The organism is Pseudomonas sp. AC255, assembly GCF_979258175.1.
The window spans coordinates 141,412-168,049 of record NZ_OZ409841.1; the positions used below are offsets into that span (position 1 = coordinate 141,412).

Annotated in this window: 23 protein-coding genes and 1 pseudogene; 10 read left to right on the forward strand and 14 right to left on the reverse strand. The window is 61.4% G+C overall.

The genetic code is table 11. From position 1 onward, the window contains the following. The first annotated feature begins 28 nt into the window (after positions 1-28). From ACZZ0K_RS00730 to ACZZ0K_RS00745, 4 genes are all read left to right on the forward strand, one after another. Positions 29-304, forward strand: coding sequence for a DUF493 domain-containing protein (locus tag ACZZ0K_RS00730; RefSeq protein WP_024014446.1), 276 nt, complete (start codon positions 29-31; stop codon positions 302-304). Then, positions 304-951, forward strand: a complete 648-nt coding sequence (gene lipB, locus ACZZ0K_RS00735) for a lipoyl(octanoyl) transferase LipB (RefSeq protein WP_076564273.1) — start codon at positions 304-306, stop codon at positions 949-951. Before ACZZ0K_RS00730 ends, lipB begins: the two co-directional genes overlap by 1 nt. A 25-nt stretch (positions 952-976) precedes the next feature. Next, on the forward strand, positions 977-1,975 hold the full coding sequence (gene lipA, locus ACZZ0K_RS00740; protein WP_160768663.1) for a lipoyl synthase: 999 nt from the start codon (positions 977-979) through the stop codon (positions 1,973-1,975). Between the two features lie 132 nt (positions 1,976-2,107). Further along, positions 2,108-3,055 (forward strand): S66 peptidase family protein, encoded by a 948-nt coding sequence (locus ACZZ0K_RS00745; RefSeq protein WP_258707237.1) that lies wholly within the window; start codon positions 2,108-2,110, stop codon positions 3,053-3,055. 94 nt (positions 3,056-3,149) lie between these two features. Here ACZZ0K_RS00745 and ACZZ0K_RS00750 read toward each other — a convergent pair whose 3' ends face one another. From ACZZ0K_RS00750 to leuS, 5 genes are all read right to left on the reverse strand, one after another. Beyond that, positions 3,150-4,472 (reverse strand): lytic murein transglycosylase, encoded by a 1,323-nt coding sequence (locus ACZZ0K_RS00750; protein ID WP_123443274.1) that lies wholly within the window; start codon positions 4,470-4,472, stop codon positions 3,150-3,152. Positions 4,473-4,533: 61 nt separating this feature from the next. After that, positions 4,534-4,698: an alternative ribosome rescue factor ArfA gene (gene arfA / locus ACZZ0K_RS00755; RefSeq protein ID WP_016773035.1), complete on the reverse strand. Its 165-nt coding sequence runs from the start codon at positions 4,696-4,698 to the stop codon at positions 4,534-4,536. Between the two features lie 145 nt (positions 4,699-4,843). Beyond that, positions 4,844-5,881, reverse strand: a complete 1,038-nt coding sequence (gene holA / locus ACZZ0K_RS00760; protein WP_041477726.1) for a DNA polymerase III subunit delta — start codon at positions 5,879-5,881, stop codon at positions 4,844-4,846. Between the two features lie 38 nt (positions 5,882-5,919). Then, positions 5,920-6,525, reverse strand: coding sequence for an LPS-assembly lipoprotein LptE (locus ACZZ0K_RS00765; RefSeq protein ID WP_133339178.1), 606 nt, complete (start codon positions 6,523-6,525; stop codon positions 5,920-5,922). 88 nt (positions 6,526-6,613) lie between these two features. Beyond that, a complete protein-coding gene (gene leuS, locus ACZZ0K_RS00770) occupies positions 6,614-9,220 on the reverse strand; it encodes a leucine--tRNA ligase (RefSeq protein WP_252884882.1) in 2,607 nt (868 codons plus the stop codon). Positions 9,221-9,475: 255 nt separating this feature from the next. Between leuS and ACZZ0K_RS00775 the strand changes: the two genes are divergently transcribed. Next, positions 9,476-9,799 carry a hypothetical protein gene (locus tag ACZZ0K_RS00775; protein WP_024014441.1) on the forward strand — a complete coding sequence of 108 codons (324 nt, stop codon included), beginning with the start codon at positions 9,476-9,478 and terminating at the stop codon, positions 9,797-9,799. A gap of 104 nt (positions 9,800-9,903) precedes the next feature. Then, complete coding sequence (locus tag ACZZ0K_RS00780; protein ID WP_150742306.1) at positions 9,904-10,665, forward strand: YdcF family protein; 762 nt, start codon at positions 9,904-9,906, stop codon at positions 10,663-10,665. A gap of 115 nt (positions 10,666-10,780) precedes the next feature. Here the strand turns inward: ACZZ0K_RS00780 and lnt are convergent, their stop codons facing one another. From lnt to miaB, 5 genes are all read right to left on the reverse strand, one after another. Further along, positions 10,781-12,304 (reverse strand): apolipoprotein N-acyltransferase, encoded by a 1,524-nt coding sequence (gene lnt, locus ACZZ0K_RS00785; RefSeq protein WP_150638417.1) that lies wholly within the window; start codon positions 12,302-12,304, stop codon positions 10,781-10,783. Positions 12,305-12,318: 14 nt separating this feature from the next. Beyond that, positions 12,319-13,158 carry an HlyC/CorC family transporter gene (locus ACZZ0K_RS00790; RefSeq protein WP_024014438.1) on the reverse strand — a complete coding sequence of 280 codons (840 nt, stop codon included), beginning with the start codon at positions 13,156-13,158 and terminating at the stop codon, positions 12,319-12,321. Between the two features lie 5 nt (positions 13,159-13,163). Further along, positions 13,164-13,658, reverse strand: coding sequence for an rRNA maturation RNase YbeY (gene ybeY / locus ACZZ0K_RS00795; protein ID WP_016773042.1), 495 nt, complete (start codon positions 13,656-13,658; stop codon positions 13,164-13,166). Next, positions 13,651-14,643 carry a PhoH family protein gene (locus tag ACZZ0K_RS00800; protein WP_016773043.1) on the reverse strand — a complete coding sequence of 331 codons (993 nt, stop codon included), beginning with the start codon at positions 14,641-14,643 and terminating at the stop codon, positions 13,651-13,653. Before ACZZ0K_RS00800 ends, ybeY begins: the two co-directional genes overlap by 8 nt. 283 nt (positions 14,644-14,926) lie before the next feature. Then, positions 14,927-16,255: a tRNA (N6-isopentenyl adenosine(37)-C2)-methylthiotransferase MiaB gene (gene miaB, locus ACZZ0K_RS00805; RefSeq protein ID WP_041477732.1), complete on the reverse strand. Its 1,329-nt coding sequence runs from the start codon at positions 16,253-16,255 to the stop codon at positions 14,927-14,929. Positions 16,256-16,387: 132 nt separating this feature from the next. Between miaB and ACZZ0K_RS00810 the strand changes: the two genes are divergently transcribed. Continuing rightward, positions 16,388-16,717 carry a DUF1820 family protein gene (locus tag ACZZ0K_RS00810; RefSeq protein WP_016773045.1) on the forward strand — a complete coding sequence of 110 codons (330 nt, stop codon included), beginning with the start codon at positions 16,388-16,390 and terminating at the stop codon, positions 16,715-16,717. A 124-nt stretch (positions 16,718-16,841) separates the two neighbouring features. Here the strand turns inward: ACZZ0K_RS00810 and ACZZ0K_RS00815 are convergent, their stop codons facing one another. The 4 genes and pseudogenes from ACZZ0K_RS00815 to ACZZ0K_RS00830 all read right to left on the reverse strand — a co-directional run bounded on the left by ACZZ0K_RS00815 (position 16,842) and on the right by ACZZ0K_RS00830 (position 20,358). Further along, on the reverse strand, positions 16,842-17,396 hold the full coding sequence (locus ACZZ0K_RS00815; protein WP_041477733.1) for a tetratricopeptide repeat protein: 555 nt from the start codon (positions 17,394-17,396) through the stop codon (positions 16,842-16,844). Between the two features lie 224 nt (positions 17,397-17,620). After that, entirely contained in the window at positions 17,621-18,904 is a 1,284-nt protein-coding gene (hemL, locus tag ACZZ0K_RS00820; RefSeq protein ID WP_073475652.1) for a glutamate-1-semialdehyde 2,1-aminomutase, read from the reverse strand. Positions 18,905-18,919: 15 nt separating this feature from the next. Next, positions 18,920-19,543: a thiamine phosphate synthase gene (gene thiE / locus ACZZ0K_RS00825; RefSeq protein ID WP_056790629.1), complete on the reverse strand. Its 624-nt coding sequence runs from the start codon at positions 19,541-19,543 to the stop codon at positions 18,920-18,922. Between the two features lie 18 nt (positions 19,544-19,561). Continuing rightward, positions 19,562-20,358 (reverse strand): annotated as a pseudogene (locus tag ACZZ0K_RS00830) (hydroxymethylpyrimidine/phosphomethylpyrimidine kinase). Positions 20,359-20,833: 475 nt separating this feature from the next. Here ACZZ0K_RS00830 and ACZZ0K_RS00835 point away from each other — a divergent pair. The 3 genes from ACZZ0K_RS00835 (at position 20,834) to amn (ending at position 26,622) form a co-directional block, all read left to right on the forward strand. After that, positions 20,834-23,185 carry a hybrid sensor histidine kinase/response regulator gene (locus ACZZ0K_RS00835; protein ID WP_258707236.1) on the forward strand — a complete coding sequence of 784 codons (2,352 nt, stop codon included), beginning with the start codon at positions 20,834-20,836 and terminating at the stop codon, positions 23,183-23,185. A gap of 95 nt (positions 23,186-23,280) precedes the next feature. After that, complete coding sequence (locus ACZZ0K_RS00840) at positions 23,281-24,930, forward strand: acyl-CoA dehydrogenase family protein (RefSeq protein WP_150742300.1); 1,650 nt, start codon at positions 23,281-23,283, stop codon at positions 24,928-24,930. A 192-nt stretch (positions 24,931-25,122) separates the two neighbouring features. Beyond that, positions 25,123-26,622 carry an AMP nucleosidase gene (gene amn, locus ACZZ0K_RS00845; protein ID WP_258707235.1) on the forward strand — a complete coding sequence of 500 codons (1,500 nt, stop codon included), beginning with the start codon at positions 25,123-25,125 and terminating at the stop codon, positions 26,620-26,622. The last annotated feature ends 16 nt before the right edge of the window (positions 26,623-26,638 follow it).

Consider the following 26,638-nt stretch of genomic DNA (forward strand, 5'->3'; position numbering starts at 1 on the left):
CGGCTTGCGCTATAGAGGCCGTTACGCCATGACCGATACCGAAGTAAAGGCGCCAAAGATCGAATTTCCCCAGACCGATTATCCGATCAAGGTGATCAGTGATACGGGTGTTGGCAACAAGGACAAGATCATCGCGATCGTCCTGAAACACGCGACCATCAATGATGAGCGCATCGACGAGCGTCAAAGCAGCAACGGCAAATACACCACCATCCAGTTGCACATCGTCGCCACCGACCAGGATCAGCTGTACAACATCAACAGCGAACTGCGGGCTTCCGGCATCGTGCACATGGTGTTGTGATGCACGGCACGCTGGGCTTTCGCGAGCTGGGCCAGATGGCTTACGAGCCGGTCTGGCATGCCATGCAGCGCTTTACCAACGAACGCGGCAATGCAGCAGCCGACGAAATCTGGCTCGTCGAACACCCGCCGGTGTTCACTCAGGGCCAGGCCGGCAAGGCCGAGCATCTATTGCTGCCGGGAGATATTCCGGTGGTGCAGGTCGATCGTGGCGGCCAAGTGACTTATCATGGCCCCGGGCAACTGGTGGCTTATCTGTTACTGGATGTGCGCAAGCTGGGTTTCGGCGTGCGCGATCTGGTCAGCCGCATGGAAGCCTGCCTCATCGAACTGCTGGCCAGCTACGGCGTTAGCGCCGCCGCCAAGCCAGATGCTCCCGGCGTGTACGTCGATGGAGCGAAAATCGCTTCTCTGGGTTTGCGCATTCGCCACGGTTGTTCCTTTCATGGCCTGGCCCTGAACGTGGATATGAACCTGGAACCGTTTCGACGGATTAATCCCTGCGGCTACGCCGGGCTGGCCATGACCCAGCTGAGCGATCACGCAGGATCGATTGAATTTGCCGAGGTAAGTGCCCGGCTGCGCGCGCAGCTCGTCAAACACCTCGACTATGCTGAGCAGACGACCCTTACGGGCGGAATCGACTGATATGACTACTGATGCAGTGCAAACCATGATCCCGACGCTCGACGTGACCGAGCGCCCGGCCCCGCGTCCCAAGGTTGAAGCCGGCGTCAAGCTGCGCGGCGCCGAGAAGGTTGCACGCATCCCGGTCAAGATCATCCCGACTACCGAACTGCCGAAGAAACCCGACTGGATCCGCGTGCGCATCCCGGTTTCGCCGGAAGTCGACCGCATCAAGAGCCTGCTGCGCAAGCACAAGCTGCACAGTGTCTGCGAAGAAGCGTCCTGCCCGAACCTCGGCGAATGCTTCTCCGGCGGCACCGCAACCTTCATGATCATGGGCGATATCTGCACCCGTCGTTGCCCGTTCTGCGACGTTGGCCACGGTCGTCCGAAGCCACTGGACGTCAACGAGCCGGAAAGCCTGGCCATCGCCATCGCCGACCTCAAGCTCAAGTACGTGGTGATCACTTCGGTGGATCGCGACGACCTGCGTGATGGCGGTGCCCAGCACTTCGCCGACTGCATCCGCGAAATCCGCAAATTGTCGCCGAACGTGCAGCTCGAGACCCTGGTCCCGGACTACCGTGGCCGCATGGACATCGCCCTGGAAATCACCGCTGCCGAGCCGCCGGATGTGTTCAACCACAACCTGGAAACCGTGCCACGCCTGTACAAGGCTGCGCGTCCGGGTTCGGACTACCAGTGGTCGCTGACCCTGCTGCAACGCTTCAAGCAGATGATGCCGCATATCCCGACCAAATCCGGCCTGATGCTGGGTCTGGGCGAGACTGACGAAGAAGTCATCGAAGTCATGAAGCGCATGCGCGAACACGACATCGACATGCTGACCCTCGGTCAATACCTGCAGCCGTCGCGCAGCCACTTGCCGGTGCAGCGTTTTGTGCACCCGGACACCTTCGCCTGGTTCGCCGAAGAAGGTTACAAGATGGGCTTCAAGAACGTTGCGTCTGGCCCGCTGGTACGTTCCTCGTACCACGCCGACGAGCAGGCGAAGCTGGTCAAGGCCGAGCTGCTGGGTTCCTGATTCACTGCTGATGTAAAAATGCCCGCCGAGGACGGCTCCTCGGCGGGCATTTTTTTGCCTGAGACAAGGGCCTTTTGTTTGCCTCTTCAGCTGACTACTGTGTGTGCATGACTTTACCGATGGAGCCCAAGGATGACCGTTCGACCAAGCCACACCCTCGTTGCCCACCGACCCGTACCGGCACTGCCCGCTGAGGGGACGATCGGCGTCATCGCGCCTGCCGGTCCCGGCACTCTCGATACTGAGAAAGCGCTGCAATGGATGCGCGCGCGCGGCTATGGGCTGAAGGTGTTTCCCGGTGTCTATGAGAAGGACGGCTATCTGGCGGGCAGTGACGACGTACGCCTGCGCGATCTGCACGCGGCATTCGCTGATCCTGAAGTCGACGCGATCATTTGCCTGCGCGGCGGCTACGGCACGCCGCGCCTGCTGGACCGAATCGATTACGACCTGCTCAGCCGGCACGCCAAACCCTTTATCGGCTACAGCGATATCACCGCGCTGCACCTGGCCATCAGTCGCTACGCCGGGTTTGTGACCTTTCACGGGCCGCTGCTCAGCGCCGACCTGCTGGGCGACAAGGAGCCGCCGACCGTCACGTCATTCTTCGCCATGCTGCGCGGGCAAATGAAGTCAGGGAGTGTGCTGAGCCATCCGGCGGCTTATCCATTATCAACCGTCGAACCGGGCATCGCTCACGGGCGGTTGCTTGGCGGCAATCTGGCGATGATTGCTGCAACCCTCGGCACGCCCTACGAGATTGATGTCGAAGGGGTGATTCTGTTTATCGAAGACATCAACGAGCCGCTGTATCGGATTGATCGCCTGCTGACCCAGATGCGTCTGGCCGGCAAGCTGGCCAGACTGCGCGGTGTGCTGGTCGGTGATATCGCCGGCGTGGAGGTCGACGCGCTGAATCGCCTGCTCAAGCAAACCTTTGAGCCGTTACGGATTCCGGTGCTGTCGGGTTGGCGCAGTGGCCATTGCGACCCGAACCTGACACTGCCGTTGGGCGCGCTGGTGCGCCTGGATGCAGGGAAGCAGGAGTTGCTGCTGGAGCAGGATGTGGTCATCCGATAATTCGGGAGGCAAAGATCGCAGCCTTCGGCAGCTCCTACATGGGATTGATGATCGTCCTGTAGGAGCTGCCGAAGGCTGCGATCTTTGATTTGCTCTATTGGTTGCGCAGGCTCTCAAGCAACTTGTGCGTCGGATAACCATCCGCCGGCCAGCCCAGCGCCTGCTGGGCACTGCGAATCGCTTTGCGCGTATTTGCGCCGATAATCCCGTCCGCCGTGCCAGCGTCGTAATTACGCGCGCTCAATAGCGTCTGCAGTTCGATGCGTTCGGTGCGGCTTAGCGGCAGATCATCTTTCGGCCAGTCGCCATTGATCAGGCCCGCTCCTTCGAAACGCTCGGACAACAGGCTCACCGCCAGCGCATACGACGACGAATTGTTGTACTTGAGAATCGCCCGGAAGTTGTCGAGGATCAGGAACGCCGGGCCGCGATAACCGGCCGGCAGCAGCAGGGCAGCGGACAGTTGTTCGGAGCCGGCTGGCACCTGCGCACCATTGGGCAGGTTCACACCCAGTTGCCGCCATTCGGCGACGCTTTTGCGAATCGCGCCATCGGCCAGGGTGTAGTTGAAGCCGCTCGGCAATTGCACTTCGAAACCCCACGGCTGGCCACGCTGCCAGCCCGAGCTTTGCAGGTAATGGGCGGTCGAGGCCAGCGCATCGGCCGGGCTGCCCCAGATGTCGCGGCGGCCGTCACCGTCAAAGTCCACGGCGTGGGTGTTGTAGGTGGTCGGAATGAATTGGGTCTGGCCCATCGCGCCGGCCCAGGAACCGAGCATCTTCTCCGGGGTGATATCGCCCTGTTGCAGAATCTGCAGGGCGGCGATCAGTTGCGCGTGAGCAAAGCCCGGACGACGCCCCTCGTAGGCGAGTGTGGCCAGCGAATTGATCACCGACTTGCTGCCCTGGAACTGGCCGAAATTGCTTTCCATGCCCCACACCGACACCAGCGCCTGGCGATCAACGCCATAACGCTGCTCGATGCTCTGCAGAATGTCGGCGTACTGATTGATCAGCGCCTGGCCCTTGCGTACGCGCAGCGGCGACAGTGCGCCGTCGAGGTATTCCCACACCGGCCGAGAAAACTCCGGCTGACTGCGGTCGGCGCGAATCACGCTGGCATCGAAGCTGATATTGGCAAATGCCTGATCGAACAGCTCGGGGCGAATCCCGGCGGCGAGGGCGTCCTTGCGGAAACCCGCCTGCCATTCGGCAAAGGTCTGGGTCGGTTGAATATCGAGCGGGTCGGCGGACGGCACTACCGGCGGAATGATCGCTGGGGCCGTGGTGACCGGGGCGGCTTGAAGCGGTTGTGCATCGGCGGCGGTGGGTTTTTCCGCGCAGGCGACAAGCAGGATGAAGCTGGAGGCAGCGATCAATTGGCGCACGGGCCAACGACGGGAAAGACTTGGGGGCATGCACAGTTCCAGGGGAAACGAATCAGGTGCAGACCTTAACATGAGCGAGGGGTAGTGCGCTTCAGGCAGCCAGAAAGTAAAAAGCCTCCCGGTTGTCAGACCGGAAGGCTTCGCGGCGGTAGCTGCCTTTGCCCTTGGCTGGTCGTTCCTGGCGGCTGCGGAACAAGGGCTGGGCGACGATGGATTTGGCCTTGTTGGGGCCATGCTTTGCTGGCTTTTTGCTCATGAGGGTTCTCTGGGTGTGGTGGGTTTCGCGTTGCGGATAATCTGCTCATGCTAAAGAAAAGTCAAAAGATCGCAGCCTCTGGCAGCTCCTACAGGGGGAATGCATTCCAAATGTAGGAGCTGCCGAAGGCTGCGATCTTTTGATCTTATTCGGCAGGCAAAGACAGGCGTTGGCCCGCCATCAACAACGCCAACCGACTCAGGCTCATCCACGGCGAACCCGCCGCCTGGCCCTTGATCTGCGCATCGATGCGCTGCGCTTCGAGCAGCAACTGTGCCCAGCGTTGCGCCGAGTAACGTTGCAGCGCCTTGCTCATCAGCGGCTTGCGCTTGTCCCAGACCGGCGGTTTCGACTGGCTGAAGCATTTGTCCAGTGGCGTGCCCTGGCTGTATTGCAGGGAGATGTTGGCCAGCAGGCGCAACTCCCGCGCCAATGCCCAGAGGATCACCGGCGGTTCGACGCCTTCACCGCGCAGGCCTTCAAGCATGCGCAACGCGTGCGCCGGTTCGCCGTTGAGTACCGCGTCGGTCAGGCCGAACACGTCAAACCGGGCACTGTCGGCCACGGCGGCCTGCACGGTTTCGACGGTGATCTGCCCACCTTCGGCCATCAACTTGAGCTTTTCGATTTCCTGGGCGGCGGCGAGCAGGTTGCCTTCGACACGCGCGGCAATCAATTCGACCGCGTCCTGACTGGCCGACAGGCCTGCCTGGGACAGGCGCTGACGAATCCAGCTCGGCAGCTGATTGGCATCCACCGGCCAAATCTGCACGAACTGGGTCTGTTGGCCTTCGACCAGTGCCTTGCCCCACTTGGTTTTCTGCGCGCTGCCATCGAGCTTCGGCAAGCTGATCAGCAGAACCGTGTCTTCCGCAGGACGTGAGCAATATTCGATCAGCGCGGCGGCGCCTTTGTCGCCAGGCTTACCGGACGGCAGGCGCAGTTCCAACAGGCGTTTTTCGGCGAACAGCGACATGCTTGCGCCGGCCTGCAGCAACGTACCCCAATCGAAATTGGCGTCGGCGGCGAAGACCTGACGTTCGTCGAAACCTTGCTGGCGAGCAGCGGTGCGGATGGCGTCGGCGGCTTCCTGACACAGCAACGGATCATCGCCGCTGATGATGTAGACCGGCGCAAGTGCGCCTTGCAGGTGTTTACCGAGTTGCGCGGGAGCGAGCTTCATAAGGAGGGCGAGCGGGGCGCCTGGGCGCCCCGGCCGTCTTACTGCTGCGGGATTTCGAGCGGCGACTGACGCGGGGTTTCCGCTTCAGCCTTTTGCGCCGCTTCCAGCGCATCGGCTTCAGCCTTGGCGCGGTCATTGGCGGTTTGCTGCAACTGCTGCAACTGGCCCGGGGTCAGCTGCGACAGGCGCAGCATCATGCGCTGAACCAGTTCACGACGGGTCTCGCGCCGGGCGTCACTGGCTTCCTGATCGGAGCCGACAAGGTTGTTGCCGTCATGAATGAAGACCTTCTGCACTTCAAGCTTGTCGCTGATCAGTGACAGATTGTTCTCGCCGCGAATGTCGTAGCTCAGCACGGTGCTGACCTGGTACTCGCCTGTGCGACCGGCACCGGCATAGCTGAGGATGCGCTGGCTTTCCTGTTCGTCAGCCAGGTACAGCTTGTACGGCGCGCCGGTGTAGACCTTGACGCCGCTGGACTCCAGCACCTGGCGCAGTTGAGTCACGGTTTCGCCGTAAGCGTTGCGCGCACTCAGATCAAGCTCCTTGATCGACAGTTCGTTGGTGCCGGTACCACGCAACTGGAAACCGCAGGCGCTCAGCAGAACGGCGAGGCCCATCACCAGCAGATTGCGTTTGATCATTGTGTTGCTCCCCTTGAAACCAGGTGAGCCGACTCTGCGGCCCGAAAGGTTTTACTGGGTGCCAGGCGAGCCCGGCACCCGATCCAATTTAGCTGGCGACGATGTTGACCAGTTTGCCCGGCACCACGATCACTTTGCGAATGGTCAGGCCATCGACGAAACGCAGCACGTTCTCGTTGATGCGCGCGGCGGCTTCGATCTCTTCGCGAGTGGCACTGGCCGGCATTTCGATCTGCCCGCGCAGCTTGCCGTTGACCTGAATGACCAGGGTCAGGTTGTCCTGCACCAAGGCACTTTCGTCCACGGCCGGCCAGCCTGCATCGATCACCGCATCGGCGTGACCCAACTGCTTCCACAGTTCATGGCTGATGTGCGGAGTGATCGGCGCCAGCAGCAGGGTCACCGCTTCCAGGCCTTCGTGCAGCAGCGCGCGGTCTTGTTCGGTGCCTTGGGCGGCTTTTTCCAGCACATTCATCAGCGTCATCACCTGAGCGATGGCGGTGTTGAATTTGTGGTTCTGGCCGACGTCATGGCTGGCCTGCTTGATCGCCAGGTGAATCGCACGACGCACGGTTTTCTGCTCGTCGCTCAGCGCGGCGATATCCAGGTTGCCCGGCAAACCCAGGGTGACGTGGGCTTGCGCCAGACGCCAGACGCGCTTGAGGAAGCGGTGCGAACCTTCAACGCCGGAATCGGACCATTCCGCGCTCATGTCAGGCGGCGAAGCGAACATCATGAACAGACGGCATGTGTCGGCGCCGAACTGGTCGATCATCGACTGCGGGTCGACGCCGTTGTTCTTCGACTTGGCCATCTTCTCGGTGCCGCCGATTTCCACCGGCAGGCCGTCGGATTTCAGCTTGGCGCTAATCACCTTGGCTTTGCTGTCACGCTCCAGTTCCACGTCCGCCGGGTTGAACCAAGTGTAAGCGCCATTGGCTTCGCGACGATAGTAAGTCTCGGCGATCACCATGCCCTGGGTCAGCAGGTTCTTGAACGGCTCGTTGGAGCTGACCAGACCTTCGTCACGCATCAGCTTGTGGAAGAAGCGCGCGTAAAGCAGGTGGAGAATGGCGTGTTCGATACCACCGATGTACTGATCCACCGGCAGCCAGTGATCGGCTGCGGATTTCTCCACCAGGCCACCTTCAAAGTGCGGCGAGGCGTAGCGGGCGTAGTACCACGACGACTCGACGAAGGTGTCCATGGTGTCGGTTTCGCGCTTGGCCGGCGCGCCGCATTTCGGGCAGCTGCACTCGTAGAACTCGGGCATGCGCGCCAGCGGCGAACCGGCGCCGTCCGGCACCACGTCTTCCGGCAGAACGACAGGCAGTTGATCTTCCGGCACTGGCACGTCACCGCACGCGGCGCAATGGATGATCGGGATCGGGCAGCCCCAGTAGCGCTGGCGGCTGATGCCCCAGTCGCGCAGGCGGAACTGGGTGCGCGAGGCGCCCAGTTGTTTCTTGATCAGCGCCACTTCCATGGCGTCGAACGCGCCGGCGAAGTCGAGGCCGTCAAACTCGCCGGAGTTGATCAGCGTGCCGTGCTCGCCATAGGCGTCCTGCCACGGCGCCGGGTTGGTGTCACCGGAGCTGGTGCGCACCACCGATTTCACCGGCAGGTTGTATTTGTGAGCGAATTCGAAATCACGCTCGTCGTGCGCCGGAACGGCCATGACTGCGCCGTCGCCGTAGTGCATCAGCACGTAGTTGGCGACCCACACCGGGAGCTTTTCGCCGGTCAGCGGGTGCTCGACGAACAGGCCGGTCGGCAGGCCTTTCTTTTCCTGGGTGGCGACGTCTGCTTCGGCAACGCTGCCGCCCTTGCATTCAGCGATGAACGCTTGCAGCTCGGGATTGTTTTGCGCGGCCAGGGTGGCCAGCGGGTGCTCGGCAGCCACGGCGACGTAGGTCGCGCCCATCAGGGTATCCGGACGGGTGGTGAAGACTTTCAGGGTGCCGGCTTCGCCGATCGAATCGACGTTGTACGGGAACTGCACTTCCATGCCACGGGACTTGCCGATCCAGTTGCGCTGCATGGTCTTGACCTGTTCCGGCCAGCCAGTCAGTTCGTCGAGGCTTTCCAGCAGCTCGTCGGCGTAAGCGGTGATCTTGAAGTAGTACATCGGGATTTCGCGCTTTTCGATCAGCGCGCCGGAGCGCCAGCCACGGCCGTCGATGACTTGCTCGTTGGCCAGAACGGTCTGGTCGACCGGGTCCCAGTTCACCGTGCCGTTCTTGCGGTAGATCACGCCTTTTTCGAACAGGCGCGTGAACAGCCATTGTTCCCAGCGGTAGTAGTCCGGCTTGCAGGTGGTCACTTCACGGGACCAGTCCACCGCGAGGCCGAGGCTGCGCAGCTGCGACTTCATGTAGGCGATGTTCTCGTAGGTCCACTTGGCGGGCGCTACGTTGTTTTTCATTGCGGCGTTTTCCGCCGGCATGCCGAACGCATCCCAACCCATTGGCTGCAGAACATTCTTGCCCTGCATGCGCTGGTAGCGCGAGATCACATCGCCAATGGTGTAGTTGCGCACGTGGCCCATGTGCAGCTTGCCGCTGGGGTAAGGGAACATCGACAGGCAGTAGTAGGTTTCCTTGCCTGGCTGTTCACTGACTTCAAAGGACTTTTGCTCATCCCAGAACGACTGGGCGGCGGCTTCGATCTCACGTGGCTGATATTGTTCGTGCATGGCTACTTTTGTACTGGATAGGGGTGGCCTAATCCTCTTCGACGGCAGCATCCGGGATGGCCCGGGTGCGCTGGAAGTGGAATGACAGGAAGCGCCGTAGCATACATGACCGCGCTTGGCCGAGGGAAACCCTGATTACAGCTGTTTGCCCGACCTTTTGGACGACGAGGGCCGTTGGTCGCGGCGTGTAGCCGGTTCGTGCAGCGAAGCTAAGCTCTAATTGGGGAGTGAGTCTTATCTTCAATGAGGTGAGGGATGGTGGAGCAACGGAAAAAGAACGTAACGAAACCCGAGTTGTATGAAAGGTTGATCGATCGTCTGGGCATGGCGCTGGACGCCGTGAAAACCGCTGACCGGCTGCGCGACGAGCGCCCCCTGGAACTGGAATTGCGTGGCTTGAGCCCCGCCGAGTTCAAACTGGTCAAGGCCTATCTGGATCGCAGTGAACGTGAAACGCAGGGATGCCTGTCTCAAGCAGTGAAGCAGCTCGATGCAGCACATTCGGCCAAGGTCATCTGGCTCAAGGACAAGGCGCCGCGCAGAGACACCGGCAAGGTGCGCTCTGTACAGGCCAAGTAAGCGCATGGCAGGTCATGAAACGGATCTTTTGCAACCGGATCCGGCCTACTGGTTGTAACTCGTAATCAACACTCTTAGGCTTCGGGCATCTTTGGAGATGCCCGATGCCCTTTCGCTATTTCATCAAACAACTTTTATTGCCGCCCGGCATTCTTTTGCTGCTGTTGCTGGTCGCCTGGTGGCTGCGCCGCTCGCGGCCACGCCTGGCTGGCGTGTGTTTTGCCGTCGGTTTTGGTGGCCTGCTGCTGATGAGCCTGCCGGTGGTCGTGCAGTGGAGCGCCAAGGCGCTGGAGCGTGAGCCGCCGCTGGCGCGGTCAGAGTGGACGACCCTGGCGCAACGTGCCGATGCGATTGTGGTGCTGGGCTCGGGACGCGAGCGCGGTGACATCGCCTGGGGCGAAGACCAGCCGACCGGCATCGGACTGGAGCGGCAGCGTTACGCGGCGCGCCTGGCCAAGGCCTCGGGCCTGCCGATTCTGACCAGCGGTGGCCTGCACTACGGCACGCCGCCGACCGAAGCGAAGTTGATGGCAGATTCGTTGCGTGATGATTTCGCCGTGACGGTGCGCTGGCAGGAAGGCGAGAGTCGTACCACATGGGAGAACGCGAAGATGACGGCAGATATCCTCTTGCCGCAGGGGATCAAGCGGGTCGTCGTGGTGACGCAGGCGTGGCACATGCCGCGCGCGGTGTGGAGCTTTGAGCAGGCGGGTTTCGAGGTGGTGCCGGCGCCGGTGGGTTTCCTCGGTACCGATAACGCCCGGCCGTTTGGCGGCTGGTTGCCGGAATTCAAGTCGATCTGGCAGAGCGGGCAATTGCTCAATGAAGCGGTGGGGCAGGTGGGGTATTCGTTGTTTTACCGCTGAAGATCATTGTGGCGAGGGGATTTATCCCCGATGGGGCGCGTAGCGGCCCTTCTCTTACCTTCAGAAGAGGGACTGCTGCGCACTCCAGCGGGGATAGATCCCCTTGTCACATTTCTCAGAGGGTCTTCGACATCCGGCTGGCCATCAGCGCCCAGCCAAACAGCAGCAGGCACAACGCGATCAACGGCCACGAGCGCCATTGCAGATACGGCGTCAGATCGTGCATCGGTACCACTTCGCCGTACAGCACGCCTTGTTCGAACTGCGGAATCTGTTCGGTGATCTGCCCAAACGGGTTGATCAGGCCGGTGACGCCATTGTTGGTCGCGCGGATCATCCAGCGTCCGGCCTCCAGCGCGCGCATCTGCGCCATCTGTAAATGCTGCAGCGGGCCGATCGACGTGCCGAACCAGGTGTCGTTGCTGATCGTCAGCAGCAGGTCGCTGCGTGCCGACAGCCCGGCGGCGAATTCCGGATAGACCACCTCGTAGCAGATGAACGGTGCAATCTGGTAACCCTTGGCTTGCAAGAGCGCTTGATCCGACGGGCCGCGGGCGAAGTCCGACATCGGCAGGTCGAAGAACGCGATCAAACCGCGCAACACATCCTGCAACGGCACGTATTCGCCGAACGGCACCAGTTTCTGCTTCAAGTAAGTGCCGTCGCCTTCGCCGACCACGGTGATGCCGTTGAAGAAGCGCCGTTCGTGATGCACGGTCTGGCGGATCGGCACACCGGTGATCAACGCTGATTTACGCTCGGCGGCGAAGTTGCCCATCATCGTCAGGTAGCCCTCGGCGGACTCCTTCAATACCGGCACGGCGGTTTCCGGCCAGATCAGCAGATCGACCGGTTTGGAGCGGAAGCTCAGATCACGGTACAGCGCCAGTTGCGCGTTGAGCTCGGCCGGGTCCCATTTCATGCTCTGCGCGACGTTGCCCTGAATTGCGGCCACGGTCAGCGGTGCGCCGGACGGGCTGGTCCACGCGTGGCCTTTGAGGGCGATGCCTGCTACCCAAGGCCCCGCCAGAAGTACCACACCGGCCGCGATAAAACCCTTGCGGCGCGCCTGCAACAAGCGCGGCGCGTTGTAGATCAGCGCTGCGGTCAGTGCCAGAACAAACGAGACCAGCCACATCCCGCCCACCGGCGCGAGCCCGGCCAGCGGGCCGTCGAGCTGGCTGTAACCGGAATAAAGCCATGGGAAACCGGTGAGGAACCAGCCGCGAAAGGCTTCCTGGCCGACCCACAACGCCGCAAACGCCAAGGCATCCGCCAGCGGTGCTTCGTTACGCCGCAACCAGCGTGCCCACAGCCACGCGGGCAGGGCGAAGAACCAGGCAATCGCCGCGGTGAACAGCAGCATCAGGAACCCGGCGAGCAACACCGAAGCGCCACCAAAGTGGTGGATGCTGTAATAGATCCAACTGGTGCCGGCACCGAACAGGCCGAAGCCGAAGCACCAGCCACGGCCGAGCGCCTGACGCGGGCTCAGCTCACGCAAACCGGCATAGAACAGACCAACCGCCAGCAATGCCAGCGGCCAGATGTCGAACGGTGCGAGAGCGAATGTGGTGATTGCACCGGCCGCCACGGCCAGCAGGTTACCGGGCCAGCCGGGGCGGGTTGTCCAGCGCATTTCAGTCCTTAGAATTAACGAGCGATAGGCGTCAGTCGCAGCAAGTGAATCCGACGGCTGTCGGCGTTCAGGATGCGGAAACGATAAGCGCCGATTTCAGTGGTTTCGTTGCGTTTTGGCAAGTGCCCGAACGCGCTCATCACCAGGCCGCCGACGGTGTCGAATTCGTCGTCGGAGAACTCGCTGTCGAAGAACTCATTGAAGTTCTCGATCGGCGTCAGCGCCTTGATCAGGAAATCACCGCTGGGCAGCGGCTTGATGTAGCTGTCTTCTTCGACGTCGTGCTCGTCCTCGATGTCGCCGACGATCTGCTCAAGCACGTCTTCGATGGTCACCAGACCGGCCACACCGCCGTATTCGTCGATGACGATGGCCATGTGGTTGTGGTTGGCGCGAAACTCACGCAGCAACACGTTCAGACGCTTGGACTCCGGCACGAAGGTGGCCGGGCGCAGCAGGTCCTTGATGTTGAAGCTGTCGCCGTTCTCCTTGAGGATCAGCGGCAGCAGATCCTTGGCCAGCAGCACGCCCATCACGTCGTCATGGCTTTCGCCGATGACCGGATAGCGCGAGTGGGCCGAGTCGACCACGGCGGGGAGGAATTCGCGGGGTGTCTGGGTCGCCTTGATGCTGACCATCTGCGAGCGCGGCACCATGATGTCGCGCACTTGCAGGTCAGCCACCTGGATGGCGCCTTCGACGATGGCCAGCGCTTCGCTGTCCAGCAGTTTGTTCTGATGTGCATCACGCAGCAGCTCGAGGAGCTCCTGACGGTTCTTCGGCTCGTGGGCAAAAGCCTGGGTCAGCTTACCCAGCCATGACTTCTGCCCGTTGCTCGATCGATCTTCGCTCATAGCGATTACTCTGAATCCTTTGTTGTAACGATGGGGGAGTGTTCGGTTTCGTCGTCCGCGTACGGATCGGGATAGCCCAGTTCAGCAAGCAACTCGCGTTCCAGTGCTTCCATTTCCTCGGCTTCGTCGTCATCTATATGGTCGTAACCCAACAGATGCAAGCAGCCGTGAATGACCAGATGTGCCCAGTGCGCCTTTAGTTCCTTGCCCTGCTCGGCGGCTTCGCGTTCGACCACGGCCACGCAGATGACCAGATCGCCGAGCAGCGGGATATCGAGAAACTCGTCAGGCACTTCCGCCGGGAACGACAACACGTTGGTCGCGTAATCCTTGTGGCGCCAGGTGTGATTGAGCTCGCGGCCCTCTTCCTCGTCGACCAGACGAATGGTCATTTCCGAATCAGCGCTGCGCTGGCGCAGGGCCAGTTCGCACCACTGGCGGAACTCGGCTTCACTCGGCGCGCTGGCCTCAGTGGCGATTTGCAGATCCAGCTCAAGCATCGCGCGAGGCTTCCTTCGCGGCTTCGGCACGGGTTTCGAAGCGCTCGTAGGCCTCGACAATCCGCTGCACCAACGGGTGGCGCACGACGTCCTTGGGCTGGAAGTGGGTGAAGCTGATGCCCGGCACGTCTTTGAGCACTTCGATCACATGGTGCAGCCCGGACTTGGTGCCGCGCGGCAGGTCGACCTGGGTGATGTCGCCGGTGATCACGGCGGTGGAGCCGAAGCCGATGCGCGTGAGGAACATCTTCATCTGCTCGACGGTGGTGTTCTGGCTTTCGTCGAGAATGATGAAGCTGTTGTTCAGCGTACGACCGCGCATGTAGGCCAGCGGCGCGACTTCGATCACCTGTTTCTCGATCAGCTTGGCGACGTATTCGAAACCGAGCATTTCGTACAGCGCGTCGTAGAGCGGGCGCAGGTACGGGTCGATCTTCTGCGACAGATCGCCGGGCAGGAAGCCGAGCTTTTCTCCCGCTTCGACTGCCGGACGCACCAGCAGGATGCGGCGGATCTGCTCGCGCTCCAGCGCATCCACCGCGCAGGCCACGGCCAGATAGGTCTTGCCGGTACCGGCCGGGCCGATGCCGAAGTTGATGTCGTTGCCGAGGATTTCCTTCACATAGCGCTGCTGATTCAAGCCGCGCGGGCGAATCATGCCTTTCTTGGTGCGCAGGGCGACTGTCGCTTCGGCAGGGGCCGGGTTGTCGATATCTGCTGATTCCTGAATGAACAGGTGCACCAGGTCTGGCGACAGCTCGGTACCCTTGGTTTCCCGGTACAGGCGGCGCAGCAGGTTTTCCGCGGACGTGGTGAGTTTTGGATCGCCAATCAACTCGAACTGGTTTCCGCGATTGCGGATCTCGATGGCCAGGCGCTGTTCGATCAAGCGCAAATGCTCGTCGAATTGCCCGCACAGATTGGCGAAGCGGCGAGCCTCAAAAGGCTCGAGGAGAAAACGATGTGGTTCGATGGGTGCGTTCAAGGTCGTATTTAGCCGCCCTGGGGCAATTAGGATGAAATCAAGGATAACGCCAGTGGCCTGGGTGCGAAAGCTCTTAAATATCGACGCTGCTTTCGAACCCATTCTCTGTGGCTGGCGGGTTCTTTTGTGGTGAGGGGATTTATCCCCGATGGGGCGCGAAGCGGTCCTGAAACCATTATCAGAGGTGTATCAGATCACCCGGAGTGCAGGTTTTGGGTCGGCTGCGCCAACCATCGGGGATAAATCCCCTCACCACAGAAGCCCCATCCACAATGCGATGGTGTTATTGAACCAGCGAGCCACGCAGCGAGTGCGGTTGCGCGGCGTCGATGTGCACATCGGCGAACTGGCCGATCAGGGTGGGATTGTCGCAGCGGAAGTTGACGATACGATTATTCTCGGTGCGGCCCTGGAGCTCGCCTGGGTCTTTCTTCGAATAATCGGTCACCAGAATGCGCTGGATCGAGCCGACCATTTGTCGGCTGATTTCGAAGCCCTGTTGATTCAAACGATGTTGCAGCGCGTTCAGGCGTTCTTTCTTCAATTCTTCCGGTGTGTCATCGGCCAGATCGGCAGCGGGCGTGCCCGGGCGCTGGCTGTAGACGAACGAGTAGGAGAAATCGAAGCCGACATCGGCAATCAGCTTCATGGTCTGCTCGAAGTCTTTCTCGGTTTCACCGGGGAAGCCGACGATGAAGTCCGAACTGATGCAGATCCCCGGCACGGCAGCGCGCAATTTGCGCAGCTTGGATTTGTACTCCAGCGCCGTGTGGTTGCGCTTCATCGCCGCGAGAATCCGGTCGGAGCCCGACTGCACCGGCAAGTGCAAGTGCTTGACCAGTTCCGGCACTTCGGCGTGGGCCTGGATCAGGCTGTCGGAGAACTCCAGCGGGTGCGACGTGGTGTAGCGGATGCGGTCGATGCCATCGACAGCGGCGACCACGCGGATCAGTTCGGCCAGATCGGCCAGGCGACCGTCGTGGGTCTGGCCGCGATAGCCGTTGACGTTCTGCCCGAGCAAGGTCACTTCACGCACGCCGTGTTCGGCAAGGTGAATGATTTCCGCGATCACGTCGTCGAACGGCCGGCTGACTTCTTCACCACGGGTATACGGCACCACGCAGAAGGTGCAGTACTTGCTGCAACCTTCCATCACTGACACATAAGCGCTCGGGCCGTCGATACGCGGCTCGGGCAGGTGGTCGAATTTTTCGATTTCCGGAAACGAGACGTCGACCTGCGGCAGCTTGCTGCTGCGCGCGGCGTCGATCATTTCCGGCAGACGGTGCAGGGTCTGCGGGCCGAACACCACGTCAACGTAGGGAGCGCGATCGCGGATCGCCGCGCCTTCCTGGCTGGCCACGCAACCGCCGACAGCGATGACCATGTCCGGGTTGGCCAGCTTCAGTTCGCGCCAGCGGCCGAGCTGCGAATACACGCGGTCTTGCGCGCGTTCGCGGATCGAGCAGGTGTTGAGCAGAATCACGTCGGCGTCTTCCGCGCGAGCGGTGACTTCCAGGGCCTGATGTTCGCCCAGCAGATCGACCATGCGCGAGCTGTCGTACTCGTTCATCTGGCAACCGTGGGTTTCGATGTAAAGCTTCTTGGCCATGGATTCGGGTCGTCACGTGATTCAAAGAACCGCGCATTATAGGGAACAAGCCGTCAGGTTCCTACCGCTGTGCGTCCGGTGGCTATGCTATAGTTCGCGCCCTCATTTTTACCCCGATGTTATCCGCCCGCCATGACCAAACGCGAAGCTCCAATCTACAAGGTGATTTTCCTCAACCAGGGCCAGGTGTTCGAAATGTACGCCAAGCAGATCTATCAAAGTGATCTGTGGGGTTTCCTGGAAGTTGAAGAATTCGTCTTTGGCGAGCGCACGCAAATGGTCGTCGATCCGAGCGAAGAAAAGCTCAAGGCGCAATTCGAAGGCGTGGTGCGCAGTTTTGTGCCGATGCATTCGATCGTGCGCATCGATGAAGTCGAACGTCTGGGCACGCCGAAAATCAGCGAGGCCCGGGGCGCGGTCGGCAATGTCATGCCGTTTCCGATGCCGATGCCTGAAAAGTAAGCTTCAAGACCGCGTAGCCCCCATTCGCGAGCAGGCTCGCTCCCACAGTAGATCTCCAGTGTTCAGAAGATCCTCTGTGGGAGCGAGCCTGCTCGCGAAGAGGCCAGAATGGTCGGCGCAAAAATCAGGGAAGAGGTGAAAACGGCGTACGCCCATCGGCGTTCTGCAGTTCCATCAGGTATTTGCGGAAAATCTGCCCGAGCACCTGAGTGGCGGTTTCGAGATCTTCGCGGGACATCTTTTCCGAGACTTCGTCGGCCGTGTCCAGCGCCTCTTCGGCACCGTTGACCGCTGCCATCTTCAGCACGATGTAGGCCTGGATATTGTTGGCCTGCACACCTTCACCGTGGAAGAACATGCTGCCGAGCTTGTATTGCGCCTGGGCGTGGCCTTGCAACGAGGCCTTTTCGAAATAGCTCAGGGCTTGATTGAGGTCGCGCGGCGCGTTCTTGCCGTCGTAGTAGAACTCACCCAACTCGTATTGCGCTTGTGCATCCCCTTCGTCCGCCGCTTTCTGGCAGGCGGCCAGTGCCTGCGTGACATCTTGCGGCTGAGTATTGAGGGTGCAACGACCCATCGCCGGGATCAACAACGAGTTGCCGCCTGCTTGTGCATGCGCGAGCAGGGGCTGAAGGAGCAACAGGCAGCCCAATGCAAGGGTGCGGCCGGTGCGGTTCATGGGAATCGACTTACCTCTGAAGGGCACGCGGACCCGTCGAGGGATCCAATAAGCGCGCATTATGAAATAAGCAGGGCCAACCTTACAAAGTCTTTACTCGTTTTTCTGCTGCGTGGGGAATATATCGCCCGATTCGGGCAGGATTTTCGCAGGCACGTCGGAAAAACCGAGCGGATGTAGGTGAAAGCTGACGCTGGCCATAGCCAACGTCAGCGGTACGGCGATTATTTCAATGCGGCGAAGGCGCGCTCGGCGGCGTCCAGTGTCAGTTGCAACTCGGCTTCGCCATGGGCGATCGAGGTGAAACCGGCTTCGAAAGCGCTCGGCGCCAGGTACACGCCACCTTCCAGCATCAGGTGGAAGAAGCGACCGAACATTGCTGCGTCGCTGGCCATCACGTCGTCGAAGGTGACGATGTCGTCGGCGCCGCTGAAGTACAGACCGAACATGCCGCCGGCCTGAGTGGTCACGAACGGGATGCCCGCAGCATCGGCACGCTGCTGCAGACCGTCGAGCATGCGCGCGGTGTAGTCGGTCAATTCGGCGTGGAAACCCGGGCGGCTGATCAGACGCAAGGTCGTCAGGCCGGCAGCCATCGCCAGCGGATTACCCGACAACGTACCTGCCTGATACACCGGACCGAGCGGGGCGATGCGCTGCATGATCTCGCGCTTGCCGCCGAAGCAGCCCACCGGCATGCCGCCGCCGATGATCTTGCCGAACGTGGTCAGGTCCGGCGTCACGCCGTAGTGCGCCTGGGCACCGCCGAGGGCGACGCGGAAACCGGTCATCACTTCGTCAAAAATCAACACCACGCCGTGCTTGTCGCACAGCGAACGCAGGCCTTCGAGGAAGCCCGGCGCTGGCGGCACGCAGTTCATGTTGCCGGCGACCGGCTCGACGATGATGCACGCCACCTCTCCGCCCACTTCGGCGAGCATCGCTTCAACCGCGTCGATGTCGTTGAACGGCAGGGTCAGGGTGTGTTTGGCGAACGCTGCAGGCACGCCGGCCGAGCTCGGTACGCCCTGGGTCAGAGCGCCGGAACCGGCCTTGACCAGCAGGCTGTCGGAGTGGCCGTGGTAGCAGCCTTCGAATTTGATGATGCTGTCGCGACCGGTGTAACCACGGGCCAGTCGGATCGCGCTCATGGTCGCTTCGGTGCCGGAGCTGACCATGCGCACCATCTCCATCGACGGCACCAGCGAGCAGACCAGATCGGCCATCTCGGTTTCCATCGACGTCGGTGCGCCGTAGGACAGGCCGTGTTGCAGCTGATTGCGCACCGCGTCGAGCACGTCCGGATGGCTGTGGCCGAGGATCATCGGGCCCCACGAACCGACGTAATCGACATAACGCTTGTCATCTTCGTCGGTGACGTAAGCGCCTTCGGCGTGTTTGAAGAACAGCGGGGTGCCGCCAACGCTCTTGAACGCGCGCACCGGCGAGTTGACGCCGCCGGGAATGTGTTTCTGAGCATTGGCAAACAGGGTTTCGGAACGAGACATGATCGGGCTCTCAAATCAGATTTTCAGAAGTTCGTTGAAGGCGCGGGCGCGGCGGGTCACTTCGGCGCTGCTCTCGGCGCCGAACAAACCGTGGATCACGGCGAGCAGATCGACACCGTGCTCGACCAGGGGCGCGGCGTTATCGAGGGTGATGCCGCCGATCGCGCAGATCGGCAAGTGCAGCGTGCGTTTGGCTTCGTCGAGCAAGTCGAGGCTGCAACTCGGCGCACCGGGTTTGGTGGTGGAATTGAAGAAGCGGCCGAAGGCGACATAACTCGCACCTTCTTTGGCAGCCTGTTCGGCCAGAGCGATTTGCCCGTGGCAGGTCGAACCGATGATCGCTTTCGAACCGAGCAGGGCGCGGGTCGGCGACAGCGGGCCGTCGGTCTGGCCCAAGTGCACGCCAACGTTGAGGCGCGCGGCCAACTCGGCGTCGTCGTTGATGATCAACTGCGTTTTATAGCGCTCGCACAAGTTGCGCAGCGTTTCGGCCTCGCGCAGACGGCGGGCCTCGTCGCTGCTCTTGTCGCGGTATTGCAGCAGGGTGACGCCGCCGTCGAGCGCCGCCTCCACGTAAGACAGAAACTTGCCGGCCAGCAACTGGCTGTCGGTAATGGCATACAGGCCACGTAGTTTCATCGGGCAGACCTCACGACGTTACGAGCAGAAATCCAGCGGCAGGCGACGCGGCACGAACTGGCCTTTGCCCAGTTGTTCGGCATCGCGCAAAGTGCGCCAGGTGTAATCCAGCGCACTGCGCACGGCACTGGCCAGGTGTTCGCCCTGAGCCAGACGACCGGCGAGGGCGCTGGCCAGCGTACAACCGGAGCCGTGATAGCTGCCCGGCAGGCGCTGGCAGATAAAGGTTTCGCGCAGGCCGTCGCGGCTGTACACGCGGTTGTGGATTTCAGTTTCGTCGCCATGGCCGCCGGTGATCAGCAGGTTTTTGACGAATGGCAGGAGTTTTTCTGCGCACTCGTCGGCCGTGCCTTCGGGCAGTTCGGCGAGGATGCGCGCTTCAGGAAGATTGGGGTAGCAATGATCGACAGCGGCAGCAGACGCTCGCGCATCGCATAGCCGACCTCGTCCTTGCCCAGGCGTCCGCCGCCGCCGGCACGCAGCACCGGGTCGCAGACCACCGGCAGATGCGGGTGCGCCGAGAGCAGTTCGACGACCGTGTCGACCATCTCCAGCGAACCGAGCATGCCCAGTTTCACTGCGGCGACTTCGGAGTCGTTGAGCACGGCGTTGGCCTGGGCCAGTACCCACTCACGGTCGAGGACGCGGAAGTCAGTGACGTTGACGGTGTCTTGCACGGTCAGGGCGGTGACGGCCGGAGCCGCATGGCAACCCTGCGCGAGCAAGGCTTCGATATCTGCCTGCAAGCCGGCGCCACCACTGGGGTCGTGGCCGGAGAGACAGAGGACAACGGGGCGGGAGCTGTAGATATTCATGGTGCGCGAGCTTACCACCAAAGCTGATTTTGGGGTTCAGTACTCACGGTGTTTGCGAGCAGATTGTCGGACAACCCCGCAGTCTTTATTTGGAGCACATTTGTGGCGAGGGGATTTATCCCCGTTGGGCTGCGAAGCGGCCCCAAACCCTGCAATCCGGTTCTTTCTGACACACCTCGCTGGATGGACTTGCGACTGCTTCGCAGCCGAACGGGGATAAATCCCCTCGCCACAATTGGTCATCTATCAAGGAGGCTGTCGTCGCGAGTTGACCAACCCAACAGCTCTATCTCGGTGCTTTGCCCTGGAACGCCCGTTCTAGAGCCGTTGTAGGAAAAATTTCCATGGTGCTCAATGGCCATCAACGGCTATGCTAGGCTGGATCCAAACAATCACAGGTAATACCGGTTTTACGTCTACTCAAAGGGAATGGGGGGCTTCCTGACACAACCGGACGAGCCACGCTGGGGCTTCAATGCGCTATTTGCTGATGTTGCTGTTCTGCTTGCCCCTCATGGCGAGCGCTGTCGAATTCGACGAATTCACCCAGAGCCTGCCACTGGGCCGATCGCTGCAAGTGTTCGAAGACCCGAGCGGTCAGGCGACGATTGCCGACGTCCGCGCGCAAGACGCCGCCGGCCAGTTCAAAGCCCACGACAAAGCCACGCTGAACGCCGGCTACTCGCGTTCGGCGTTCTGGCTGAAGATCGACCTGCATTACCGCCCGAGCAACCCGGCCGCCCAGCGCACGTGGCTGCTGGAACTGGCGTATCCGCCGCTTGATCACCTCGACCTGTACTTGCCTGACACCAGCGGCGAATACCGACTGGTGCGCCAGACCGGCGATGCCTTGCCCTTCGCCAGTCGCGAGATCCGCCAGAACAACTACCTGTTCGACCTTCCCTTCAAACCGGATCAACAGCAGACGCTGTACCTGCGCCTGGCCAGCGAAGGCTCGATCCAGGCGCCGGTGACGTTGTGGTCGAGCAGCGCATACCTCGAAGACCAGCCGGTGCGCCTGTACGTACTCGGCATCATTTATGGCGTGCTGCTGGGGATGCTGGTCTACAACCTGTTCATCTACTTGAGCGTGCGCGACACCAGTTACCTCTATTACATCTTCTATATCGGCTCGTTCGGCCTCTATCAATTGTCGGTCAATGGCGCGGCGGTCGAGTATTTCTGGCCGGACAACCCATGGTGGGCCAACGCCGCGACACCGTTCTTCATCGGTTGCGCCGGACTGTTCGGCAGCCAGTTCGCCCGCAGTTTCCTGCAGACCAAGACCCACAGCCCCTGGCTGGACCGCTTGCTGATCGGCCTGATTGCCTTCAGTGCACTGGTGATCGGCCTGTCGCTGATGACCAGTTATGCTCTGGCCCTGCGCCTGGCGACCACACTGGCGCTGACCTTCACCGTGGTGATCTTTGCCGCCGGGATTCTTGCCTGGTGGCGCGGCCTGCGGGTGGCGCGTTACTTCATCATCGCCTGGTCGGCGTTCCTGCTCGGCGGCATCGTCAACACGCTGATGGTGCTGGGGTTGCTGCCCAATGTGTTCCTGACCATGTACGCCAGCCAGATCGGCTCGGCCATCGAGGTGGCGCTGCTGTCGCTGGCGCTGGCCGACCGCATCAACGCGATGCGCGAACAACAGGCGCAGACCTTGTTCGACGCCGGGCAGAAACTCGAAGTGCTCAACCAGCAACTGGCCCACAGCAACAAGCTCAAGGATGAATTCCTCGCGACGTTGACCCACGAACTGCGCACGCCGATGAACGGCGTGATCGGTTCGCTGGAGCTGATGCAGACCGTCGACCTCGATCCCGAGCTTGAGCAATATCAACAAACCGCCGCCGGTTCTGCTCGCGACATGATGCGCATGGTCAATGGCATCCTCACGCTCACTGAATTGCAGGCCGGCAAACTCAAGGCGACGCCGGGCAGTTTCAGCCTGCGCGCAGTGGTCGAGGCGTTGCGCGTGCAGTTCGAAGGTAATGCAGCGAGCAAGTCGCTGGACTTCAAGGTCGAGGTGCTGCCGACCCTGCCGGATCGCTTGCTCGGCGACAGCGCGAAACTGGCGCAGTGCCTGGAATGCCTGCTGGACAATGCGATCAAGTTCACCCGCGTCGGCGGGCTGGCGTTGCGCGTTACCGGGCGGCCGTCGGCGGATGAGCGCATGGCGCTATCGTTCGCGGTGATCGACACCGGTATCGGTTTCACTGATCTGGGCGAGGCGACCCTGTATCAGCGTTTCTTCCAGCTCGACGGCTCGATGACTCGCGAATACGGCGGCCTGGGGGTGGGTCTGGCGATCTGTCGGCAACTGGTCGAATTGCTCGGCGGCAAACTCACCCATCGTTCCGAGCCGGGACGCGGCAGCCGCTTCCAACTCGATGTCGAATTCGAACTGCCGGTGATCGAAGCGCCTGCGGATCAGCCGACCCGCGATTGCATTCGTGCGCCGCAGGACTGCACGGTGCTGCTGGTGGATGACAACAGCGTCAATCAACTGGTCATGCGTGGCATGTTGCTCAAGCTCGGTTTCCGCGTGCGCTGCGCTGACAACGGCGCCGCCGCGCTGGACTGCCTGCAACGGGAAAGCTTCGATGCGGTGCTGATCGATTGCCAGTTGCCCCGCCACGAAGGCGCATCGCTGTGCTGCCAGATCCATGCATTGCCGGGCTGTGCGCACTTGCCGGTATTCATGCTGGCGCTGGGTGCTGATCGCGAGCAATGCGCCCCGGGCGCGCCCATCGACTATCTGCACAAACCGGTGAAATTCGAGGATCTGCAGGCTGCATTACAGCGCCGCGTGCTCAGTTGCTGATGGGGTAAAAGCGCCGCAAAAACGGCGTCTATGACACTTTGTTCAAAAAAGCACCAGTGCTTAACTGGTGTCATTGCTGAACAAGGAGTGCCGTCATGAACCTGCATCAGTTCGCCGAAACCCACGAAGTCACCAATCAGCCGCCGTCGCTGGACGGCACCAACCTGTACCGCATCGATCTGCCGTTACAGGAGTGGTCGCGGCGTTTTGGCGCCGGTTGGGCCGAGTCGCGCATCGATGCCTATGGCGCACTTGCGGGTGGGCCTTTGATGGAAGCGGGGTTTCTCGCCAACCAGAACAAACCGGTATTCGCCAGCCATGATCGCTACGGTCATCGCATCGATCTGGTCGAATTTCACCCGGCCTACCACGAGCTGATGCGCACGGCGATCGAACATGGCCTGACCTCGCTGCCTTGGGCACACCCGCAGGACGGCGCACATGTCGCCCGCGCGTCGATGACCTATCTGCACAGCCAGGCCGAGGCCGGCAGTGGTTGCCCGTTGACCATGACTTTCGCCAGCGTGCCGGCCCTGCGCTTGCAGCCGGACCTGGCCGAACAGTGGCTGCCGAAAGTCCTCGCCACCGACTACGACCCGCGCAACGTCGGCATGGCGCACAAGGCCGGCGTGACCATCGGCATGGCGATGACCGAGAAGCAGGGCGGCACCGATGTTCGCGCCAACACCACCAAGGCTTATCCGGTCGGCGCCAGCGGCCCGGGTCAGGCTTATGAACTGGTCGGGCACAAGTGGTTCTGCTCGGCGCCGATGTGCGACGCCTTCCTGACATTGGCGCAAACCGACAAGGGCTTGAGTTGCTTCCTGCTGCCGCGCCATCGCCCGGACGACACGCGCAATCAGTTCTACATCCAGCGTCTGAAAAACAAACTCGGCAACCAGTCCAACGCCTCCAGCGAAGTGGAGTTTCGTGGGGCGCTGGCGTGGATGATCGGCGAAGAAGGGCGCGGCGTGCCGACCATTATCGAGATGGTGGCGATGACCCGCTTCGATTGCATGGTCGGCTCCAGCTCGCTGATGCGCCAGGCGCTGACCCAGGCCAGCCATCACTGCGCGCACCGCAAGGTCGGCGGCAAACTGCTCAGCGAGCAACCGCTGATGCAAAACGTGCTGGCCGATCTGGCGCTGGAGAGCGAAGCCGCGCTGGCCCTGAGTCTGCGCATGGGCAAGGCGCTCGATCATCTGGATGATCGCCACGAAGCGCAGTTCGCGCGGCTGGTGACGGCGGTGGGCAAATACTGGATATGCAAACGTGCGCCAGGAATGATCAACGAAGCCGCCGAATGCATGGGCGGCGCCGGTTATGTCGAAGACAGCATCCTGCCGCGCCTGTACCGCGAAGCGCCGGTGAATTCGACGTGGGAAGGGTCGGGGAATGTGCAATGTCTCGACGTGCTGCGCGCATTGTCAAAAGAACCGGGCGTGCTCGATGTGCTGTTCAGCGAACTGGGCGACGGCCATGGCGACAAGCGTCTGGCCGCACATATCCAGCAGTTGCAGGCGCAATTCAAGGACACCAGTGATATTCAGTATCGGGCGCGGCAGTTGACCGAGGACATTGCGCTCGGTTTGCAGGCCAAGCTGTTGCTCGAGGCGGGCAACTCGGTGGTCAGTGATGCCTTCATTGCCAGCCGCCTGAGCGGTGGTGGTCGCGTCTACGGCGGCTTGCCGCGTGGGCTGGACGTCGAAGCGATCGTCGCGCGCTCGACTCCACAGCTTTTCTGACCGCAATTTTCCCGACACCACAAAACCCTGTGGGAGCTGGCTTGCCAGCGATGGCGGTCTGTCAGTCAACATCGATGTTGAATGTGACGGCCTCATCGCTGGCAAGCCAGCTCCCACAGTGATTCGGGTTACCTGAAAGATTTCGGTACACCCACAACGCCACTGTTCCCGTGCGTCCACGATGCAGGCAAGATGAAGCTCTGCAAGTCAGAACACAGGAAGCTGATCGTGACCGAAGCGTTTATTGTCGTTCAAACCGCCGAACAAGCCGTGGATCGTCTGGCCGAGCTGCATGAGCAGGCCACCACTGCGCTGAATTCTGCCCTCAAGCGTTACCTCAAGGACCGCGTCGAACCCGACGCCGAACAGCGTGCCCTGTTTCGTTATCCCGAACTGCGTCTGACCTACCACTGCCAGGGCGAAGTGCCGCAGACCACCCGCGCTTACGCCAAGGTGCAGTTGCCGGGCACTTACAGCGTCACCGTCACCCACCCGGCGGCCTTTCGCAAATACCTGCTCGAACAACTGACGCCGTTGATGCACGACTTCACCGTGACCGTCGAAGTCGGCGTCAGCCAGCAGAATATTCCGTATCCGTATGTGGTCGAGCAGGGCGATGAACTGGCCGGTTCCGGTGTCACCGCGGCGGTGCTGGCGCGGGTGTTCCCGAGTACGGATCTGTCCGCCGCGACCGATGGCATTGCCGACGGCCTCTACGACTGGGAAAACACCGATCCGCTGCCGCTGGCGCTGTTTGATGCGGCGCGCGTGGATTTCTCGCTGCGCCGTCTGGTGCATTACACCGGCAGCGACTGGCGCCATGTGCAGCCGTGGATTCTGCTGACCAACTACCATCGCTACGTCGATCAGTTCATCGTTCATGGTCTGGAGCAGTTGCGCCGCGATCCGCGTTTCGTGCGCATGGTCCTGCCGGGCAACGTGATCATCGAGAAGAGCATGGATCACGGCGAAGCCTCGGCGATTGCCGCCGGTGTGGTCTGGCACCGGTACCAGATGCCGGCCTATCACCTGATCGCCAGCGACGGCCACGGTGTCACGCTGGTGAACATCGGCGTCGGCCCGTCCAACGCCAAGAACATCACCGATCACTTGGCCGTGCTGCGTCCGCATTGCTGGCTGATGATCGGCCACTGCGGTGGCCTGCGTCAGTCGCAGACCATCGGCGATTACGTGCTCGCCCACGCCTACATGCGCCGCGACGGCATTCTTGATCGTGTGGTGCCGCCGAATATTCCGATCCCGGCACTGGCCGAAGTGCAGCTTGCTCTGCAGCAGGCGGCGGCGAATGTCACCGGCGAGAAGGGCGACGACCTGAAAAAACGCCTGCGCACCGGCACGGTTCTGACCTACGACGACCGTAACTGGGAACTGCGCTGGGCTCAGGAACGACCGCTGATCAACCTGTCCCGCGCGGTTGCGGTGGACATGGAAAGCGGCACGATCGCAGCGCAGGGTTATCGCTTGCGGGTGCCGTACGGCACGCTGCTCTGTGTCTCGGACAAACCACTGCACAGCGAAATCAAACTGCCGGGCTCGGCCAACGCCTTCTATGAACGCGCGGTCAGCCAGCATTTGAAAATCGGCATCGAAGCGGTGGATCTGCTGCGTACCGAACTCAACTCGCTGCACTCGCGCAAACTGCGCAGCTTCGACGAGCCGCCATTCCGTTAACGGTTAGTCGTGGTCA